The sequence below is a fragment of the Mucilaginibacter sp. genome (assembly GCF_039935595.1).
In the GTDB taxonomy this organism is placed as follows: domain Bacteria; phylum Bacteroidota; class Bacteroidia; order Sphingobacteriales; family Sphingobacteriaceae; genus Mucilaginibacter.
In genome coordinates this window covers 13645-35503 of sequence record NZ_JBDTJZ010000103.1, presented here as the reverse complement: position 1 = coordinate 35503, position 21859 = coordinate 13645, and the positions used below count along the sequence as shown (strand labels likewise).

15 protein-coding genes are annotated in these 21859 nt (G+C 40.9%); 1 reads left to right on the top strand and 14 read right to left on the bottom strand.

The window, feature by feature from the left end; translation table 11 throughout:
• Nucleotides 1-75 precede the first annotated feature (75 nt).
• From ABI367_RS07080 to ABI367_RS07020, 13 genes are all read right to left on the bottom strand, one after another.
• Nucleotides 76-1878 (bottom strand): carbamoyltransferase family protein, encoded by a 1803-nt coding sequence (locus tag ABI367_RS07080; protein WP_462258058.1) that lies wholly within the window; start codon nt 1876-1878, stop codon nt 76-78.
• Between the two features lie 4 nt (nt 1879-1882).
• Nucleotides 1883-2032: a DUF5989 family protein gene (locus tag ABI367_RS07075; protein WP_462228399.1), complete on the bottom strand. Its 150-nt coding sequence runs from the start codon at nt 2030-2032 to the stop codon at nt 1883-1885.
• A 12-nt stretch (nt 2033-2044) separates the two neighbouring features.
• Nucleotides 2045-2332, bottom strand: a complete 288-nt coding sequence (locus ABI367_RS07070; RefSeq protein ID WP_462258057.1) for a hypothetical protein — start codon at nt 2330-2332, stop codon at nt 2045-2047.
• 100 nt (nt 2333-2432) lie between these two features.
• A complete protein-coding gene (locus ABI367_RS07065) occupies nt 2433-4274 on the bottom strand; it encodes a hypothetical protein (RefSeq protein ID WP_462228397.1) in 1842 nt (613 codons plus the stop codon).
• A 57-nt stretch (nt 4275-4331) separates the two neighbouring features.
• The gene (locus ABI367_RS07060) at nt 4332-6710 is read right to left on the bottom strand and encodes a glycoside hydrolase family 31 protein (protein ID WP_462228396.1); all 2379 of its coding nucleotides are present in this window, start codon (nt 6708-6710) and stop codon (nt 4332-4334) included.
• Nucleotides 6711-6805: 95 nt separating this feature from the next.
• Nucleotides 6806-8437, bottom strand: coding sequence for a RagB/SusD family nutrient uptake outer membrane protein (locus ABI367_RS07055; protein ID WP_462228395.1), 1632 nt, complete (start codon nt 8435-8437; stop codon nt 6806-6808).
• A gap of 38 nt (nt 8438-8475) precedes the next feature.
• Nucleotides 8476-11724, bottom strand: coding sequence for a SusC/RagA family TonB-linked outer membrane protein (locus ABI367_RS07050; RefSeq protein WP_462258056.1), 3249 nt, complete (start codon nt 11722-11724; stop codon nt 8476-8478).
• 223 nt (nt 11725-11947) lie between these two features.
• Nucleotides 11948-12973, bottom strand: coding sequence for a FecR family protein (locus ABI367_RS07045; RefSeq protein WP_462228393.1), 1026 nt, complete (start codon nt 12971-12973; stop codon nt 11948-11950).
• A gap of 71 nt (nt 12974-13044) precedes the next feature.
• Entirely contained in the window at nt 13045-13623 is a 579-nt protein-coding gene (locus ABI367_RS07040) for an RNA polymerase sigma-70 factor (protein WP_462228392.1), read from the bottom strand.
• Between the two features lie 103 nt (nt 13624-13726).
• Nucleotides 13727-14845: a Gfo/Idh/MocA family protein gene (locus ABI367_RS07035; protein ID WP_462228391.1), complete on the bottom strand. Its 1119-nt coding sequence runs from the start codon at nt 14843-14845 to the stop codon at nt 13727-13729.
• 6 nt (nt 14846-14851) lie between these two features.
• The gene (locus ABI367_RS07030; protein ID WP_462228390.1) at nt 14852-15742 is read right to left on the bottom strand and encodes a sugar phosphate isomerase/epimerase family protein; all 891 of its coding nucleotides are present in this window, start codon (nt 15740-15742) and stop codon (nt 14852-14854) included.
• Between the two features lie 10 nt (nt 15743-15752).
• On the bottom strand, nt 15753-17288 hold the full coding sequence (locus ABI367_RS07025) for an MFS transporter (protein WP_462228389.1): 1536 nt from the start codon (nt 17286-17288) through the stop codon (nt 15753-15755).
• Nucleotides 17289-17293: 5 nt separating this feature from the next.
• A complete protein-coding gene (locus ABI367_RS07020) occupies nt 17294-20233 on the bottom strand; it encodes a PVC-type heme-binding CxxCH protein (RefSeq protein WP_462228388.1) in 2940 nt (979 codons plus the stop codon).
• Nucleotides 20234-20371: 138 nt separating this feature from the next.
• Between ABI367_RS07020 and ABI367_RS07015 the strand changes: the two genes are divergently transcribed.
• On the top strand, nt 20372-21241 hold the full coding sequence (locus ABI367_RS07015; protein WP_462228387.1) for an AraC family transcriptional regulator: 870 nt from the start codon (nt 20372-20374) through the stop codon (nt 21239-21241).
• A gap of 3 nt (nt 21242-21244) precedes the next feature.
• Here the strand turns inward: ABI367_RS07015 and ABI367_RS07010 are convergent, their stop codons facing one another.
• Nucleotides 21245-21811 carry a hypothetical protein gene (locus ABI367_RS07010; protein ID WP_462228386.1) on the bottom strand — a complete coding sequence of 189 codons (567 nt, stop codon included), beginning with the start codon at nt 21809-21811 and terminating at the stop codon, nt 21245-21247.
• Nucleotides 21812-21859 lie beyond the last annotated feature (48 nt).

The window sequence follows — 21859 nt, the reverse complement described above, 5'->3', positions numbered from 1 at the left end:
AAAGACCGGGTAAACTAAGTGTATAAGAGTACGATTAATCTATATATGTATTTAACTATATTAAATAAAATTGGCTTATAATAAGCCAATTTTATTCTTTTCAATTATAAAATTCTCAATAACCAAAACATCCATTTCTGAGTGCTTAAAACAATCAATAGCTTCGATTGGGGTATTTACGATGGGCTCATCCATTCTATTAAACGAGGTATTTACAACCAAAGGGCAACCTGTAAGCTTATTAAAAGCGCTTATTAACTTATAAAAGTCCGGATGCATCGCTTTATCAACAGTTTGTATCCTTGCCGAATAATTAATGTGGGTTACAGCGGGAATAACAGAACGCTTAAGGGCTAATTGTTCAAAGCCAGTTTTATGTTTATCATCCTCGGTAAGACAAAGTCTTTTATTGTCATTTACGTCTGCAACTAATAACATATATGGACTCTCCGTCTTCAGATCAAAGAAATCTGTCATATATTCTTTCAATATAGCGGGCGCAAATGGTCTGAAGGATTCCCTGAATTTTATTTTTTTATTTAGAATAGTCTGCATATCAGGATGACGAGGGTCGGCAATTATACTCCGGGCGCCAAGTGCTCGCGGTCCGAATTCCATCCTGCCTTTAAAATAACCAATCACTTTTCCATCGGCCAGGTAAAGGGCTATCCTGTTGTAATATTCATCACCAACTATTTCTTCAAAGTGCATATCTGCACTTATTAGCGCCGCTCTTACGGTTTGCTCATCATATGATGGCCCTAATAGTGCGCCTTGCATTTTATCGTGGCTATCCGCTTGAGCTCGGTTGTTTTTAGCATAATGATAGTAAATTGTATAAGCTGCACCTAAAGCACCACCAGCATCACCGGAGGCTGGCTGTATCCAAATATTTTTAAATCCCGAATTTTTAAGTATTTTACCATTGGCTACACAATTCAAAGCAACACCACCAGCCATACACAAACTGTCAATTTTAAATTCGTCGTAAATTGAACTGGTGATTAAAAGCATAATTTTTTCGGTTACTGTTTGTATCGAGCAGGCAATATCCATATGAAATTGCTTGATCTCTTCTATTGCTTTACGGGCTGGTTTACCAAATAGATTGTCAAATGCTTCAGAAATCATTGTAAGGCCGGCACAATAATTAAAATACTTCATATTCAGGCGAAATGATCCGTCTTGCTTTAAGTCGATCAAATTCTGAAGGATAACACTTTCATATATCGGTTTGCCATACGGCGCCAGACCCATTACTTTATATTCATCAACATTTACTTTAAAACCTAAGTAATAAGTAAAGGCTGAATACAGTAAGCCAATGGAATGCGGGAACCTGATTTCCCTTTTTAAATTAATTAGGTCATTTTCGCCGATGGATATTGATGAGGTTGCCCACTCACCGACCCCGTCAACGGTTAAAATAACCGCTTTACTAAAAGGCGAGGGATAAAATGCAGAAGCAGCATGCGATAAGTGATGCGGAACAAACCGTAAGTTTATTTTTTTTTCATCACAGCTATTGTCTATTTCGGACAATGCTTTGAGTATGTTTTTTTTTATAAATATTTTTTCTTTAAGCCATATCGGCATTGCCTTTATAAAAGATAAAAAGCCGGCGGGCGCAAAAGTCAAATAAGTTTCAAGTAATCTTTCGAATTTTAAAAAAGGCTTTTCGTAAAAAACCACATAATCTAAATCCTTTAAACTAATATGAGCCGTATCCAGGCAATAACGAATTGAATTTAACGGGAATTGGTCGTCATTTTTTTTTCGCGTAAAACGTTCTTCCTGCACAGCTGCTATTATAATGCCGTCCTTTAACAGGCATGCTGCACTATCATGGAAATAAGCCGAAATTCCCAAAATATACATCGTGTCAAAATAAGGAATAAATAAACGGTGCCAGCGCAGACGACTGTGCAACAACCAAAAATATTCCAAGAAGCACCAAAAAGATGACCAATGGTATCAGCCAAATTTTCTTCCGGGCACCGAGAAAATGAAAAAACTCTATAATCAATTCCATATTCGCTTATAATTAAAATTGTTGTTTAAATGTCCCTTCTTTTTCTGGTTCAGCAATTTGCCAATAGGAAATTTGGTCTTGAGTTTGTTTTAATTCTAATAGATTTTTTTTAAACAGTTTTAACAACCATCCTAATGGTACTATCATGATAAAAAAAACAATAAATAATATGATTATAGTATTAATATTACCCAAGGTTGTGCCCACCTTGTCCCAAACTATTCTTAATGGGTTTAAAAAACCAGGTATAATAACCGCTAAAAATAAAAATAGCAGAGCGGTTATACCTAAATATAACAAAGGCTTATGGTTAAATATCAACTGAAAAACAAAAATAGCCAGTAATACTCCGCCTAAAATCAATCCAAATTTCCGGTTAATTTGTTTATTACTCATATTACTATTTATATTTAGCCGCCGCTTCATCCGCTCCAACCAAATGATAATCCTGAGATAATTGTTCATGTAACACATTATCTTTTGGAGAAGTATTTAATTTAGCTTTCAAATCAATGATTTCATTAACTTTTGATAAAAGTATAGGTAGTTTCGTATCCTGCGGATGCAGCCTGGAAGCTGTTTGGATATAAACGAGCGCTTTTTCAGGCTGATCTGTTTTTAATAATACCAAAAAAAGATTTTGCGCGTTCTCGAAGATTTGCTCCTGATCAAAAGCCAACTTAAAATAATAAACCGCATTTTGATAATCGCCCAGATCAAAACTAATCCTGCCAGCATAAGTTTTATAGATGGTGTTTCGGGGCATTTCCAATATTACCGCCTCCACTGCTTTTAATGCTGTTTTTTTATCATTGCTTTTCATGCTGTATTGAAAAAGTTGGTTCATGGCATCCATCCAACTTATCCTGTTAACGGATAAAGCACCAGCAAGTTGTTCGGAAATGGTCATGCCACGTTTAAAATTTTTCGGTATGGGTTTATTAAATGGCCAGCCAGATTCCAGCATCATAATTGTATAAGCACCATATAGTGAATCTACCTGGGTAACCGGCATTTGTGTTAATAGCTCAGAGAACGACATCTGCTTTTGCGGTTTTGTTTTAAGCAATCCTGCTTTTTCGATAGCCTGATAAAAAGCTTCTGAAAGCAATGCATAACCGTACAAATTAGGATGAACATGTTCCAGTAAGGTTTCGTGGCCCAATATGCCGTTAGATGAATGTTCAATAAAAATCTCTCTGGCTTGAACCAGGTGGATATTTGCATATTTTTTTGCCAAAGCGATGATGGTCTCATTCATAGCTTCGGGAGCCCTAAAACGTAGCTTATCAAATTCTTTGGCCCTGATATAATGTCGCCGGGCTAAAATATAAGATCGGGCTTCATATAATTTGTTAGCTTGTTCAAATTGCAGGTCTGCATTATCCTGTTGCTTACCACTAATAAAAGGTTTTTGATCTTTTTCATTACTGACTAATGTGCTTAAAAAAAGAGGTATGTTTTTGCTACACAGTAATTGACAAAGTTCATCCATATTTTGCTGATATTGGCTTATACCTGCATTGTATTGCTCCGAACCGAATGCGATTTCCTGATTAGCAGCCATTCTTTTCATTAGATTTTCCCGCTGATCTATCACATTGCCGGACAGTACTTTTTTAAATGTGGCGATTATATTATCAATCAATTGCACCAGACGTAATTTCCTCAATGTCAAAACTGCTTTTATTAACATACGGCTGTTAGCAATATGGCTGGTTGACCCTACGCCAAGCGCGCCGTAATATTCATTATGCCCGGTATATACGAGTACGGCGTCTGGTTCATAATCCACTATTTGGTTGCCAAAGTCCAACACAGTGTAAGAATTTACCGCGGTTAGAGATACGTTTACAATTTCGAAATGCGTATTTGTATAAGTATGCATTAAACGATATAACAACCATTTATGAAATGAGCCGTTGTGATAATAAGGATAGCCTGCAGTTGTTGATTCGCCTAAAACAAATATTCTGACGGTATTTTTAGGTTTAATAATCAAAAAAGGATCAATACTGCCCAGGGTTGCATTCCCTTCGTCCGAAAAATAACGTTGCGACGCATACTTATTAATTACGTAGTAATTAGGTGCATCAGGATCTTGGATAAATAATTGGGTATCTTGCCCATAATGAAAGACACGCAACATAAGCTCTGTAACCAGAAGGATAATTACAGGTAGCATTACTGCTAATATTTTAAACCATTTTTGTTTAGCTTTAGATAATTGCGGTTTCTTCATAAACGTTTAAAATGCGGTAATTCAAGGTAAAAACTTGAATTACCGCATTAAATATAATTAGATTAGTTTTACTGTAGCTTTTGTTCCGGTATATTTGACTTGCTTTGTTGTTTTGCCGGCAGCCAAACCGGTTCCGTTGCCAGGTTTAACCAGTACAATGTTAAAGATATGACCTAATTGCATCCCTGCAAAACTTCCAACCCTGTCGCTTATTGACAACGTTTTTTGTTTATCATCCCATTTAAAGTGAATGATAGCATGCTTGCCTTTTTCATAATTATAATTATCATTTTCGTCCTCATATAAGTCAAATGTACCATTCGCTCCGGCATAAATTCTGACCTCAATAGGGTCAGTTTTTTCTGTAGTATACTGGATAAAAGGACCCATAGGTATAATAGAACCGGCTTTTACATATAGCGGCATAATGTCTATAGGTACTTCCTTTTGTATTTCCTGACCGCCGGATATTTTTTCGCCCGTCCAGAAATCATACCAGGCTGTTCCAGCAGGTAAGTATACATCGTGTTTTTTAATGGTGCTAAAATCAGCAACTGCTACGCCATTTGCCCTACTGGTATAAAGGGAATCTGTAACAGGACAAACCAAAAATGCTTTGCCAAACATATATTGGTTATTGATATCATAAGCCTTTTCATCATTCGGAAAATCCATGGCTAACGCACGCATCATGGTGGACGCGTTTGCAGTGATCGCCCAGGCGTTAGAATAATTATAAGGCAACAGCCGGTAACGCAGGTTGATGAACTTTTCCTGCGTATCATAGGCCCAGTCACCCTTGCCGCCAAATTGAAAAATCTCTCTTGGTGTTTGTGTGCCATGAGAACGGAACATAGGGCAGAAGGCACCAAATTGGAACCAGCGGGTGTATAATTCGCGATATGCCTGATCCTTAACACCCAGCGGGTATTTATTACTTGAAAAAAATCCGCCAATGTCGCTATTCCAATAAGGAATGCCGGTTAATGATAAATTGAGCCCGCCTGATATTTGATTACGTAATACCTCCCAACGCGACTGTACATCGCCCGACCATACAACGGTTGAATTGCGCTGTTGTCCTGCAAAAGCTGAACGGGCCAAAATCACTACTCTTTTAGCAGCAGTTGTTGCGCGCTGATGTTCATAAACGCCTCCGGTTGTCATTAATGGGTATGCATTACGGACTTTACGGTAACTACCGGCATAGGTAAGCATGTTTTCATCCCCAATTTTTGGCCGGGAATGGTCGGGTTCTGTAGAATCCAGCCACCAGCCATCTAAATCAAGTGACAATAGGTTTTTATTAATATAACTCCAATATAAATCACGAGCTTTCGGGTTAAAAGCATCATAAGCTCTTACAATTCTTTTGGGCGGATAAGTTAAATAATCTTTATAAAGAAACCCGTGTTTAGCCATATCTGCATATATTTTGGTTTTTTCGCCAAATGATGGCCATACAGAAATGATCATGTGCCCATGTAACATATGAATGCTATCTACCATCGCTTTGGGGTTTGGGAATAATGGGTTCCCAAATTCTGTCGAATTCCAATAGTTATCGTCTACGCCCCAATATTGCCAATCCTGCACCATAGCATCTATAGGAACATGCAGGTCGCGATATTTTTTTAACACACCAACCGATTCATATTGACTTTTGTAACGTTCACGACTTTGAAAAAAGCCAAAAACCCACTTAGGAAGCATGGGTACCTTCCCGGTCAGATCCCGGTATCTTGCTATCGTCCTGTCTGCATTTCCCGCGCCGTTAATAAAGTAATAGTCTATGCAATCACCAACCTCTGAGTTAAACGAGGTGCCTGTATTATCGTCCTTAAATGTTGTTGTAGAGGTATTATCCCAAAAAACGGAATAGCCTTTTACAGAATACATAACTGGTACCCCTACATTCATATTCCCCTGTTTAAGGGTAACCTGGTGGTTACGATGGTTCATGGTACCGGTTTGGTGTTGACCCAAACCATATATGGCCTCGCCGTCTTTTAGTTGGAATGACTGGGCTACGCTGAAAGTACTTGTTGTAGAGTCCATCATAGGCGTAAACTTTGCACTGGCTTCCTTTTCCTCTAATAATGAATTGTGCTTTGCATTTGCAAATTTTATCTGCTCATTTTCCAGATTAAGAGTAACATTTGTTGAATTACTTGCTATAAGCACAATATTACCTTTCCGACTAATTTTTAAAATAGTGTTTTCCGGATTTTTTATAACGGAAAAGCTTTTCTTTTCGTAAGCCCTTCCTGCCGGAGACTTCAATACCCGTACTATATCTGCTGAATAAAATTCTATATTGATGTCTGTTCCATTTATGGTGGACCTCAATCCGTGGGCAGTTCGTATATACTGCTGTGCCTGGGCCGTAATTATGCACATTAAAAGGATTGTTGTTAAAACGAGTGTTCTTTTCATTTTCTCTTATTATCTTTTCAGTAGAGTCATTTTAAAAAAGGCATAGGACAATTTACATTGTCCTATGCCAACTAATTAATTATAGTCAGGTGGTTTTAATACCCCGGGTTTTGTTTTAAATTTCCGTTGGTGTTTAAGGCGCTTGTTGGGATTGGCAGTAATGCTCTGTAATCACCATTTGGTGAGTGAGATAACCAGGATTTAGTGGTAAATACCCCAAAACGTATCATATCCTGCCTTCGGCGTCCTTCTTGCTCAAATTCCCAACCTAACTCATCAAGCATACGCCCATATGGAATATCAGCGACTGTTTCATGAGTGGTTTGCAGGTGATTTCTTAATCCATAATCATAAACGGTAGGTTTTAAGAGATCTGCTGCTGTTACCGTTGCTTTTCCGGGGTTAGCCGTAAAAGCTCTTTGCCTTACTTGCGTAACTAATGCAGCAGCTGTATTACCGTCACCGTTTCTAAGTGAAGCTTCTGCTTTCATCAATAGAATATCGGCATACCTTAATAAAGGAAAATCATTGCTCATACCCACTAATTCTCCCGGAGAAATTTGGAATTTCCCCATCCGGAAACCGTGTACCTCTTCTGAGGAATCTACCCCTGGTAAATCATTAACATATATTAGCGGCTTACCATTGAATTTTCCTAAACTGCCGTTTAACGGTACCCCTGATGAGGTATATTGTTGTCCTTGTATCCAGTTTTGGGCTAAGCGGCTATCTTGCGGATCAAAAGTATTTACAAATTGCGGTATGCCGCAAATACCTCCCCAGGGTGAGTTTTGAAAATTATAGGTCGCCTGGTTCTCCGGCTGCAAACTTTCCATGTGCATGGTAAATGCTGTAGATCCATCATTGGTGTAAGTTTGATCAAATGGAATCGCAAAAATAATTTCTTTAGACCCAGAATTGTTAGTCAAAAACACATTTGCCTGATTGGATTCCAGCGAATATAATCCAGATGCTATTACTGCATTACACGCTGTAATACAATTTGCCCAATCTGGAGTACCTGTGTAAACACCTGCATTAAGATACATTTTGGCTAATAAGGCTTCTGCTGCCCATTTATTAAAACGACCATAGGTGGTTCCATCATTTAACACACTTAATTGTGGTAAGTTGGTGGTAATCTCGGATATAATAAAATCATAAACCTCTTTGCGGGTACTTTGGGTAGGCACAAATCCGGTTGGCACATCAAATTTTGTAACTATAGGAACATTACCAAAAAAATCAATCAGTGCATAATAATAAGATGCTCTGAGCACTTTTAATTCCGCAATTATTTGATCTTTACTTGCCCCTACAGATATTTGACCGGCATCAATTTGGTAAAGCACGCGGTTACAAGTGGTAATACCCGCATAGGCTCCGTTCCAAATCGTACTGCTATTTGATTCATCTGCTGTCCATTTATGCAAGTGCACACGTCGATAAATACCACCGTCGACCCATCCGTTTGGCCTTGCAGGGATTACCGCTTCATCTGCAGATATCTCGTTAGTTCTCCAAATGGCATTGGCACTACGTCCCAGTTCCAAATTTCGCCAGTTGGTATAGCTCGCCCCTACTATAGCGGCTATATCATTGGCCCCTGGCGTAAAATCACTCGCTACCAACTGGCCATAGTTTTTGGAATCCAGCTTGGTACAGGAATATATGCCTGCAATTATAAGGATGATTAATCCGGTTATAAAAATTCGTTTCTTTTTCATTTTAATAATAATTATTATTAGTTAAATAAATGTGTCTATTAAAAACTTGCCGAAAAACCAAGCGTAAAGGTGCGTGTTGTTGGATAAGTATCCCTGCTTTCCATACCCGGGGCAAGGCCTGTCGTTCCCACTTCCGGGTCTATCCCTTTATAGCCGGTTATGATAAAGGTGTTATTCGTTGAAAAATACACCCGGGGATTATGAATATACTTGGAGCGTAACTCTTTAAAGGTATAGCCCAGGGTGATGTTATCAATTTTCCAGAACGCGCCGTTTTCAATAAAGTAACTGTTAAATTCAAGCGGTACCAGTTTGTTGAGGGTTGCTGTACCAAATACTTTTTGCGTGGAGGTTTGTGCTCGATTATAATTGCCTACCGAGGTCGGCAAATAATTCATTTGAAAAGCATTGAGTACCTGGAAATCAAAAGCGCCACGTTGTACAATACTCAAATCCCAGTTTTTATAGCGAAATGTATTGTTCCACCCAGCATAATATTGTGGTATACCATTACCCAAAACCTGTTTATCGCCAAAAGCATGATTAAATTTTGAATAAGGCACAATGCTTCCATCGGGCTCCTGGTATATCCAATAACCATCAGATGATAGACCTACTACTTTAAAGCCATAAAAGTCGCCTATACGATGACCTACCTGTACAATATTGGTAGATGTTTGGATAGGGTCTGCGGTTGAACCAGTAGTAAAATAGGGCACCGTTACCTTGTAGGAGTCGTTAGATAATGAAACTAATTTATTGGCATTGGTGGAGAAGGTAAAGCTAGTTGTCCAGCTAAAATCCTTCTTGCGTATGGGGTTTACATTAATTAACACTTCCACACCCTTATTATCCATGGTACCCACATTCAGCAAGGTTGAGTTATATAAATTTGGCGGACTTGGAACAGTATAGTTATATAATAACCCAACAACTCTTCTATCATACACATCAACAGTACCGTTTATTAAACCTTTGAACATGGTAAAATCCAAACCTAGATTAGCTTCGCGTTTTTCTTCCCATCGTAAATTTGGATTGGGGTTTTGTGTAGGTACCAAGCTCTGGATCCATTGCCCATTATAAAGTACATAGTTACTGTAACCCAGGATACCTACGCCCAAAAAGCTTTGATTCGGAGGATTACCGGTTATACCGTATCCTGCACGTAATTTTAAGTCGTCAAATAGGGTCTGGTTTTCCATAAATGACTCTTTATTAATGCGCCATGCAGCAGAAATTGCCGGGAAACGACCGAATGGCTGGGCCGCTCCATAGAGTTTACTGGAACCATCAAGACGCATACTGCCCGTAAGAAAGTATTTTTCTTTATAGTTATAGGTTAAACGCGAAAAATAACTGATCAAATTGCTTTCGCTTTGGCCGCTGCTTTCAGGATTTGATAAGAGACCGGCTTTTGCGGCGGCGCCTTGCCCTATATTATTGTAACCGAATTGATCCGTTGGGAAATTACGGTTGTTCATATTCGTGCTCCAGCTATTATTGTCAGAGTATTCATAACCTGCCAATAATGAAAAACGATGGTCACCAAATGATTTTGAATATTCGCCGGTAAAGAGTAAATACCGGTTAATAGATTGCCCCTGATCAATGTTAGCCACCCCGTTCAAGTGATCTCGGATGGTGGAAATATTTTGAAAATTATCAAAAGAACGGTTGAGGTAGCCATTTTTTTGATAGGACCCGGTGGCCACAATACGTAAACCTTCTACCGGCAGGGCCGTAATGGTCGCATTGTATTTGCTGTTATAGGAGGTTTGTGGTCGGTCAGTATTATACAGATCTGATAATGGGTTTTGATATTCAAAATTGTTAGGTTCCTGATAATAGGAGCCATTGGCCAATTTTACCGGGGCAGTAGGATTCATTTTTAAAACCTGCTCATAATCGTAATAACTCATGTTTTGGCCATTAAAATTGGTTTGGGTAATACCCAGGTTGAATTTTAACTTGCCATTCAAAACGCTGTGATTAATATCTACACGGCCAGTTATTTGTTGATGGAAGGTGGTTTGTATAGGCCCGTCTAAATAACGATAACTTAATGAGGCCAGATAATTGGTTTGATTATTCCCACCCCTGAATGTAAGATTATGGATATTTGTTAAGGGAAACTGATCTTGTATGGCTTTTGCCCAGTTAGTTGAACTTCCCAGATCATAAGACTTATCTCTGGTGCCGGCAGCAATCTGATCGCGATAGTCCTGAGCAGTTAGTTCAGGCTGTATCCTGGTAAATTTCCCGGTACTTAAACTTCCATTATAATCTATCTGATTTATTATATTACCACTGGCACGTTTAGTAGTTATTAAAATAACGCCATTGGTGCCGCGCACGCCGTAAATTGCCGCTGCAGACCCATCTTTTAACACAGATATTTCGGCAATATCCTCTGGCGCTACGGTTAACAGGTCGCCGGGTACACCATCAACAATAACCAGCAGTCCGGTTCCACCGTTGATGGTATTATTTCCTCTAAGCTGGATCTGTGCCTGGTCATTGGGGTTACCCGACGGGTTTGAAATACTTAATCCCGCAACTTTTCCTTTTAACAGGGATGCGGCATCCGTTACCGGGCCGGCCGTAAAATCCGCCGCTTTTACAGTAGCAATCGCGGTCGTCACGTCCCCTTTTTTCTGGGTACCATAACCGACAACGATTACTTCGCTTAAGGATTGATTGTTCTCTACCAGGGTAACCGCCATATTGGCGCTTACCGGTACTTCTTGCGTGTCAAAACCAACATAACTAAAAACCAAGGTCGCGTTGGGCGGGACCATTAAGGAAAAATCTCCTTCCAATGAACTTTGTGTGCCGGTATTGGTTCCTTTAATTTTAATAGAAACGCCCGTCAACGGCTGGCCCTTGGCATCTTTAACCGTACCTTTTACGCGTATTTCATCGGCTTTGTTAATGATCGGTGCCGAAGCGGTTTTGACCTTCACATCAGCTCTGCCCAAAATGATCCTGTTTTTTAAAACTTCATAGTCAATGCCGTTAACAACCAGCACCTGGTTCAATACCTCTTTTAGGGGTTTATCCTTGTAGTCAACGGTAACGACCTGATTCAAATTGATGGCATCCTTGCTATATATAAACTTAATATTGTTGTCTTTCTGTAAGCGCCTGATTACATCTTGTAAGGTGGTGTTTTGTAGTGAAAGACTGATCTTTTCCTGGAGAATATCCTGTGCATTTAGCGGACTGGAATACGACATCCCGGTTATCGTTGTGGCCAATAAAATCTGGATAAATGTTATTTTCATAATTGGATACCAGGGAATATTAATACATGATTTTAATTTCATATCTTTGATATAGTTTCTTTAAAAATGAGACAATAGTAATCCTGTTCACACTTAATAGTGTAATTCGGGGTTAGAACTTAGGAGTGGTGAGAACACTTCTAAGTTTCTTTTTTTCAGATGTTCTGGGTTTCTAAGTTTGTAGCTGTTTTTTCATGGAATGGGTGTTTTAGGTTAAATTGGATTATTTTAATTCAATATTGGTTTTGCCGATCGCATAATCTATGCCAAGGGTTTTCTGGAGGGCCTGGAGTATTTCGGGTAAATTAAATTCTGTGAAGTCGGCATTTAATACATAATCGTTCAGTTTGTCATTCGTTACGACTATATGGACGTTAAATTTATCATTAAGTAAGGGAACAATATTCCGTATACTTACATTATCAAAAGAGAGGCTGATCCTGTTCCAGATCTTCAGGGATGATTTATCCTGAATTCTTTCTATCCGGGCCGGTTTACGCCCGTTAAAAAGCTTGATATTTTGATTGGGATAGAGCATAACATCCTGCTGTTCAAGTACTGCGCTTATTGCCTTTGCCGGGTCTTTGCGGCTGACCGATACTTTTCCGGTAATTACAGAAACTTCCGCGGGCTTATTTCCCGGTAAATCCCGTATGCGGAAACTGGTGCCCCAAACCTTGGTGACGATCGTATGGCTGTTAATAATAAAAGGTCTTTTCGGGTTTTTAGTAATTTCGAAAAAAGATTCACCCGAAAAGGTGATCATTCTGAATTTTTCAGCGAACTTTTCGGGATACCTGATGGCAGCACCGGGGCTAAGCCATAAAATACTGCCGTCCGGTAATGCAGCTCTATAAATTCTCTGGGTGGTGTTTTTAACGTACAGCATTTTCAGTTTCGCCGGTGCATTTGCGATAGGCGGTACTGGTTTATGGCCGCTATCATAATATAATACCGTAAAGAGGCCAATAACCAGCATAGCGGCAATGGCTGCCAAGGCATACCGGTAATGACGTTTTGGGAGCACTGTAAAAACAGTTTGGGTTTCTTCAACCTGTTGAATGCGATTTAATATATTGGCATATATTTTTTCTTCCAGTTCCAATTCATCGCGTTTATCCAGGCCCGAAGCAAAATCCTGATCGTTACCAAAAGATTCATACCAATCCCATACGGCTTTTTTCTCCGCTGGGGTACAGGTATTGTCCAAATACCTTTTCAGGATATCCGTGGAAATAGGTTTTCTCATTAAAAAAATTGGCTTATAAAAGGATGACGTTTGGTAGCGGGTTATCCCCTACTCCTAATAAAAAAAAATATTTATTTCAGCAGTAAAACTAAAATAAGCAGATAATATTCCGTTAAACCAAGCCGCAATCGTTTCAGGGCTTTGGTCAAATGATTTTCAACTGTTTTTTCGGAAATGCCCAAACTATAGGCAATTTCTTTATTTGTCTTGTGCTCAACGCGGCTTAATTCATAGACCAGCCGGCACTTGACAGGCAGGTGTTTGACCTCCTCATCAATCGTATGTTGCAGGTCCTTCAATACGATTTCTTCTTCCGTGGAATTGTCATACCCGTAATTATGCTGTAGGGAATGCTGGTATTTTTCTTTGATTAATTCTTTCCGGTAATAATCTATGACAATATGGGCTGCCGAGGAATGGAGATAACCGCCAAGTTCAGTAGTGATGACTAACGAATGCCGTCTGAACCATAGACGGGCAAATATTTCCTGCACAACTTCTTCGGCAAGCTCTTTATTTTTAAGTCGTTTAAAGGCCGCGGCATAAAGTTTTTTCCAATGTCGCTTATAAATCTCATTAAACGCCTCCAAATTATCTTGCTTAATTAAGTCAACAAGCTGCTTATCTAAAAAATCAGAAAACGCACCCATAGTATCTATTAAATTATTATTTTCTTTTGCAAGTCATACTTAAGGTGAAGTTCACTTTAAAATTACAATTCTTTAACCAAATATGATGATATAATTATTCATTTTAGCTATCCGACCAGGTAAAACTTGGCAATGTCAATTTTTCTCCGCCCTTCATGGCCGACTCATGTGCCAATATACCCACACAGGTAATATTGGCCGATTGCCTGGCATTAGGGAACGGCTGGCGATGTTGTGCCAGGGCTGAAATAAATTCATTCACCAAATGCGGGTGCGAACCGCCGTGTCCTGATCCTTGGATAAATGAAAGGTGCTGGTTGCTATCCGCATCATATACCCCTCCGGTTGTAAATGATTGTATTTCGGCAGGCAGTAAATGCGCGTAATCAGGTATGGTCACTTTTTCAGGTGTTTCGCCGGTATGGATTACTGATGGTTCATGCTCCACTAATGTCCACTCAAATGATCTTTTTGATCCGTAAACATCAAAGCTCTCGCGGTATTGCCTTGCGGTATTAAATAATGAGCGTGTTACCTCGGCAGCCAGGTCAGAGTTTTTAAACTTGATATGGCAGCTTTCAATAGCAAAAGGCGAACCATATTTGCTGATCAGGTTCTCATCAATTGTGCCAGAACCACAGCAGGATACATATTCAGCATCAGCTCCTGCAAGCGCAACTACCGGCCCAACGCAGTGGGTGGCATAATGCATGGGCGGCAAGCCTTCCCAATAGCCCGGCCACCCGGCCATTTCCTGTTGATGCGATGCGCGCAAAAATTGCAGCTTACCTAATTCGCCTTTTTCATATAATTCTTTTACAAATAAAAACTCGCGGCTGTATACTACGGTTTCCATCATCATGTAGGTCAGCCCGGTTTCATGAACCGCCTCTACGATCTGGCGGCATTCTTCAACAGTAGTTGCCATGGGCACGGTACAGGCCACGTGCTTGCCGGCCCTCAACGCTTTGATGGATTGTTCGGCATGATTTTGAATCGGCGTATTGATATGTACTGCATCAACCTCCGGGTCAAGCAATAGCTCATCAAAATTGGTGTATCTGTTTTCGATACCAAATGCGTCACCAACCTCGTGCAGTTTTTTTTGATCGCGCTGGCAAATGGCATACATATTTGCCTGTTTGTGGCGCTGGTAAATAGGGATAAATTCGGCTCCGAAACCTAAACCGACTATAGCGATATTGATTGTTTTGTTTTGCATAAAATTTTATAAACTATATTGTTGAATTATGGCAGGCTCGGCTACCCATTGTTTTAAAAATGCCAGGCCATCTATAGCAAACTTATCCTGGCTTTCGGCCAGCGGATGCCAAATACATACAGCCTGCGCCAGTTCTTTATTTTGCGGGGTAAAGCTTTCTATGGATATAGTACCTTGGTAATTGATTTCTTGTAAAGCTGTTTTATAGGCGTTCCAGTTGGTTTGGCCCGTACCGGGTGTGCCGCGGTAATTATCGGCCACCTGCAGGTGGATTAGTTTATCGCCGGCCAGTTTAATAGCTGCTTCAATGCTGGGTTCTTCAATATTCATGTGGAAACCATCCAGCAATATTCTTGCCGATGGATGATCAATGTCCTGTATTAACCGTACCACATCAGCAGCTGTATTTACCAGGTCAGACTCAAATCGATTAAGCGGTTCTAAAGCAATATCCAATCCACGCACGGCGGCCATTTCGCATACAATTTTTAGGTTTTTTACAGCCAGGTTCCATTCATTTTTCCGCAATTCGTCAGGCAGCATGCGTGCCTTACCCACGGCCGAATACATGGGGCCCGCAAAAAAACGGGTATCCCATAAAACACAAAGATCCATACAGGCCTCAATGTATTTAAAGCAATTGGCGTGAACGGAAGGATCGGCGTTTGTCAGGTCGCGCGTTGGGCCGAAGGCTCCGCACACCACGGCCTGAAGCCCGTAAGTAGCTAATGCTTTTTTTACTTCCTTTCCATCTATTATGTCAGGATCTTCAACCGCTATCTCTACCACATCATAGCCCATGCCTGCTATTTTCGAGAATAATTCATCAATAGCGGCTGTTTGAAATGGCGAGGTCCATAACCAGGTGCTTACACCAAATTTTATTTGTAATGACATGCAGGTAATGTTAAATTTTTATAATATCCTCTTCTTGTCTTTTTAACTTTATTGCCTTATATCCTCCTTTTGAACGGAAATACAATATCAGCAATAAAAAGCTTACCAACATCATGATAGGAAAAACAAGCACATTTTTTAATGCCTCTTTTTTAGCGCCATCCTGTATCGTTTTAACTACCTGCTGCTCATCGGCCCCGGCAACGGAAAGTTTGGTTTGATCAATTCCCGCGTAGTCGCCAAAAACACTGGTCTTTTTCTCGGTTACGTAGGTTGAATGAATAGCCGTATTGTTTGAAGCATCATACTTAGCTATGTTCTGATCTATTGATTTATCCTGTATAAAGCCTAAAATACCTGCACCTATAACACCCGCCGCTATCATACCTAACCCACCTGTAATATTCAGCGTCAACGCGCCGCCCTTTGGAAAGCGCTCTGATACCATGCCCAGCATCGTGGGCCAAAAGAAAGATTTACCCAACCCGTAAATAGTAGCGGCAGCCAATATCATTACACCGGCAGAAACGGACAAAAGATATAAACCAACTATTGCTATGCCCGAACATAAGGCCAATAAGCCCGGCGATGAGGTCATATGCGATATTGGGCCCGCAAAAAACCGCAGCACGAACATAATTAATGAGGTATACACCAATACCCACCCTGCCTGCAAACCTATCTTTTGGGTTTCAGGTGTCATCAAATCGGTTATCCAGCTATCAGTACCTAATTCGGTAATAGCCAGCGGTATCATAATTAATAGGAAGATAACAAAAAGCGGCTGCCCCCAACTGCGTGTGTAGAAACCAAAGCCGGCGGCAATTACGAGCGTTGTTACTACGCTTACTATGGTTGACCACCCAAATACGGCACCTAACTGGAATACTATTAAAGCGGTAATGATCAATGCACCGAGGCCACCAACTTCCTGTAACATTTCCTTGTAAGATACCCCTGCCTGTACACGCTCATTGAGCGGAAATTTGCAAGATAAAGTCATAACCCCGTAAATTACCGCCGGTATAAATATCAGCGCTATTTTATATTCCCAGCCTGTACTTTCGCCAAGTAGCAGGGCCATAATACCACCTAATACCAAACCGCCAGCCCAGCCGGCATGTAACCGGCTTAACCATTTTACCTTATCATTAGGAAACATGGTAGCCACCACCGGATTGGCTACAGCCTCGACCGTGCCATTACCTATGGCAACTATAAAAGTACCCAAATACAACATCCAGTAACCGGTAGCAAAAATGGTAATTATAGCCGATGTGACATGGCATATCACACCAAATATCATAGCTGTTTTATAGCCAATTTTATCAACAATTAAACTAAATAAAACAATACTTATAGCAAACGGCCACAAACCCACCCCGGATAGTTCTCCCATTTGGGTTTGGGTCAAATTAAAATCGTGCCCCCATTGCGGCAAAATTATAGCGCGTAATATAAAGCCGAAAGCTGTGGTTACTATAGCGATGAAACACGCATAAAACAATTTCATATCGGGCTTTGCTGATTTATCTTGTGAGGCCATAATGATTATTTGGTTACTTTCATGATGCCGTTCATGATGCGCCAATGTCCCGGGAAAGAGCATATAAAGGGATAGTCGCCTGCCTCTGCCGGTACCCTAAACCTAACCTTTACAGATTCGTTCGGATTGATCAATTTAGTGGAGAATAAAACCTCGGGCATTTTAGGAATATAATTTTGCTCGATACCTTTAGGGTCCTGCGCCAATTTATCGGCGGCGGCACCAACTTTTTCTAAACTTCCTTTTTGAAGTATCAACAAATTATGCTGCATAAAGTCGGGATTAGTAAATTCAATCTCAATAACAGTTCCGGCTCGGGCAGTAATTGTTTTCACATCAAATTTCATCTCGTTTTTAACAACAGTCACTTTAATAGTCTGGGCAACCCTTGCACGGGCCAGTCCTTCTTTTTCGGTAGTTTCCTGGTTTTTTGCTTTAATACCCTCAGCTGCACCTTTAACATGTTTACTTATAGCTACGTCAAAAGCCAGGCTTAACCATTTATCGTTCATATTTTCCGGCTTTTTTTGCGCCGCCAGCAGTTCAGTACCCATAGCATCTGATTGTGGGAGGTCAGCAATGGCTAATATAGCAGCTAAGCGTGTATTTAAATTCAGATCGTTCAGTATGCTGGTTCTTTCAATGGTAGCCGAGGTACGGGCAGTAGGCGGCAATACTTGCAAAGCCGCTTTACGAACACCGGGGGCAGAATGCCTTAAAGCTACTTCTGCAACCGTAAGGGCCTCTGCGTTTGATCCATCTAACAAACCCAATCCATGAAGGGTCCACAAGGCGTTTACTGCCGGGCCATTGGTGTTGATTAAATCAACGGTGTTGTTTCTTATCAGTTCATAAAGCTTTGGAGCGATAGCTTTATTACCCGACTCCACAATTAAACGCTGTGCGGTTAAGCGCCAAAACAGGTTATCGCTTTGCAGGCCTTTTATCAGGTCATCTGGGTTGTTTTTATCCAGGCTTTTTATGGGCGAAGGTTTAGCGTTTTTATAAACTATCCGGTATATGCGGCCATGGGTACGGTCGCGCAGCGGATTTACATAAGCATTACCTTTGCCATTAACAAAACCCTTTGGTATAGGGTTGTGCTGGATAATAAAGTTATACCAATCTGCCACCCATACCGCACCGTCAGGCCCAACCTCCGACTGTACCGGGGCCATCCACTCATCGGCGCTGGCCAATAAATTCCAGCCATCACGCTCTTTAAAACCCGCACCATAGGGCTCCAGTATGGCCTGGTGTATAACGCGGCCGGTCGGCTCATTGACCATGCCGATCCTGTTCCAATACTGTTGCGGGAAATTACGTGCGGTATATAAGTTGTGGCCCGCTGCTGCCGTAAAGCCGTCATGTACATCAACCTGGCGCAGGTTTTTGGTTACTACGTGCATATTATAGTGGCCATCCAGCTTTAAAACTGATGTGGACGAAGGTAAACCAATACCGGTAAGATACGAACGTGGTATGCCTAAATAATCGCTATGCGAGTTATTGGCTGTAGACACAAATACATCATTGTTCTCTGAAAAACCAAGTCCCCAGGTATTGTTACTGGTTGAGCCCATTAATTCAAAGGTTTTTACATCAGGCGAAAAGCGATATACTTCCTGGCTAAAACGAAGTTCCTGTCCGGCCACCGTACCGTTAAAGCCGGAGTAACCGACGGTACCCCATATTTTGTTATCAAATCCGTAATGCAGGTTTGAAGCCACAGCGTGCGTATCCGTAAAGCCAAAACCGTTAATGATCGTTTCCCTGATATCGGCCTTATCATCTCCATTGGTATCTTTTAAAAATAAAAAATAAGGTGCTTGCGAAACGATCACCCCTCCGCGGGCAAAGACTATACTTGTCGGTAAATTCAGCTTATCGGCAAAAACGGTAAACTTATCGGCTTTGCCATCGCCGTTGGTGTCTTCACATATTTTAATACGGTCAGATCCCTGCTCTTTATTTTCTAATACCGTGTTGGGGTAATCAATAGTTTCTACTATCCATAAACGGCCTCTTTCGTCCCATGCCATGGCAATAGGTTTTTCAATATCCGGCTCCTGGGCAAAAAGCTCTAATTTAAAATCAACAGGAACCTGGGTTAACAACTGTGATTCGGCCGGACTAAGCGGCGCCTGTAATTTCGGTGCGGGATCGCGTTTTTCATAGTTAGGGATATCAGCTTCGGTATACGTACCCTGCGGCTTAGGTAATTTGTTCAATTGCTTTTCGGCTTTTTTACCAACGGCCCAGATAATACCATTCTCCACCAGTTTTAAAAAACCCGGATTTTTCCAGGTGCGCTCATCGTGGCCATAGGCGGTATAAAATACGCGGCCCTTACCATAGGTGTTTGTCCAGGTATAAGGTTCATGATGGTCGCCTTCCACGCGCTCGGTAAGTACATGTATAGCAGGATTGATCTTGGTATGTACGTAAGTTTCGTCCCAGGTACTAAAAGGTGCCAGGTTTTTGGTGATCTGGTGCTTTTTATCTACGATGGTCATATCAAACGTACCGGTATTATGCGATTTGAATTGGCCGCCTATCAATTTGACCACTTCATCATTATTGCGGAAACAGAAGGAAGCGCAATGCAGCGGAATAAACCCTTTGCCGCTCTTTACAAATTGCAGTAAAGCCTCCGCATGGGCTTTTGATATGGTATCGTAATTGGCATACACGACCAGTCCGTCGTATTTGGAAAGCGTAGCTTCATTCAGGTCATTGACATCGGTCGTGTAGGTGATGTTTATCCCATCTTTAAAATATTCCTGCGAAAGAATATCTGCCAGTTTATCAGAAAGGTGATGCGTGGCGGTATGGCCGAGAAATAAAATCTCTAAACGGTGCGGTCCGTCTTTTTTAAGGAGGGTACCTTTAAAATTTATTATTGCAGCCAGACAAATTACAGCAATAGCCAAATACTTTTTCATGAAAAAAAAATTTAAGCAGGTTTATACTTAGTTGATCTATACAAATATGTTGGCTATTGCTTTTTGTTTTTTATCAATAAATGACTGTTTTTTATCATCGCTTGTACTATATTTACCTAAATAATGCAATAATAACTCATGAGATCGGCCCTCCATAAATCACCTATTGAAGATTCTAAAATATTTATTGCCAAGGAGTTATCAGACAAACATTTTGACCCCGTCTGGCACTCGCACGCTGAGTACCAGCTGTTTGTCACGATAAGGGGCACGGGCACCCGTTTTATAGGCGACAGCATTAAATCATTCGGAAATAACGAGCTGGTGTTAACCGGGTCAAACTTACCACACCTGTGGCGCAGTGATGAGCGCTATTTTGACAAGGAAAGCCCGCTGAAAATAAACGGCATAGTGGTTTATATGCAGGAGAATTTGCTGGGCGACCATTTAATGGAAAAAGAAGAAATGATGCAGCTAAAAAAGCTGTTCAAAAAATCAGCCCGTGGATTAGAGTTTTATGGCGAAAGTAAACAGCAGGTCATTAAAATGCTGAAAGAGCTGGTACAGCTAAGCGGGTTGGAGAGTTTAATACATCTGCTTGAAATACTTAACCTGCTGGCCAAAACCAAGGAATACCATTATATATCCACTACCGAATATGCCAACCCGTTTAAAGAGGACGAAACCGCGCGCATGAACAAGGTATATGAATATGCTTTAAAGAATTACCGCAAAAAAATTCATCTCAATGAGCTAGCCGACCTGCTACATATGACCCCCACCTCGTTTAGCCGGTATTTTTCGGTTACCCATAATAAGGGCTTCTCCAGGTTTATCACTGAGCTAAGGGTGAAGCATGCCTGTAAATTACTGACCGAAACCGATCAAACTATTTCCACCATATCCGATAAATGCGGATTTAAAACCCTATCAAACTTTAACAAACTGTTTAAAGAGATCATGCTTAAAAAGCCATCCGCGTATAAAAAAGAATTTTTAAATATATGAGCATCACCTGAAGCTGGTGGTTAGGGCGGTTTTGACGCGCTGGAGGTCTTCTTCGAGGAGCTGGTATATGGTGTCGTATTGGCTACAGAGGTCAAAGAGGCTGGTATGGTATTTTTTGAGGAGGTCTTCGTTGCCGGTTTGCTGGATTTGTTCGGCGGTGTCGAGCAGGGTGAGGTAAAGGGCATGGGAGCGGTTGTTGGCGGCGATGAGGCGGTCATGGGAGAGCTTGACGTCGAAGTAGAGACCGACGAGGTTATGTTTCCAGTGTTCGGTGCGGAGTTTTTCGAGGTAGGTGTCGAGTTTTTTGATCTCGCGGTTAAAAAAGGAGATGCTGGCCTGGCTACGCTGTTTGTTTTTGTTTTTCCAGTGTTCGACGCTTTTGCGCAGGACGGTCATGGTCTCGCCCGTCATAAAATAGAATTGTTCGGCGACTTCGATTTGTTTATTGCGGAACAGGAGCTGGCGTTCGGTTTTGGCTTTGCGGCGGTCGCCGAGGTAGCCAAACAAGCCGGTCAGTAATTGTGTTAATAAAGCGCCGGCCAGGCCGGCAAAAGCTGCGATAATTACCATAATCAAATATAGCAAAAAATCAATAAATACTAAAATTTTTAGCAAAAA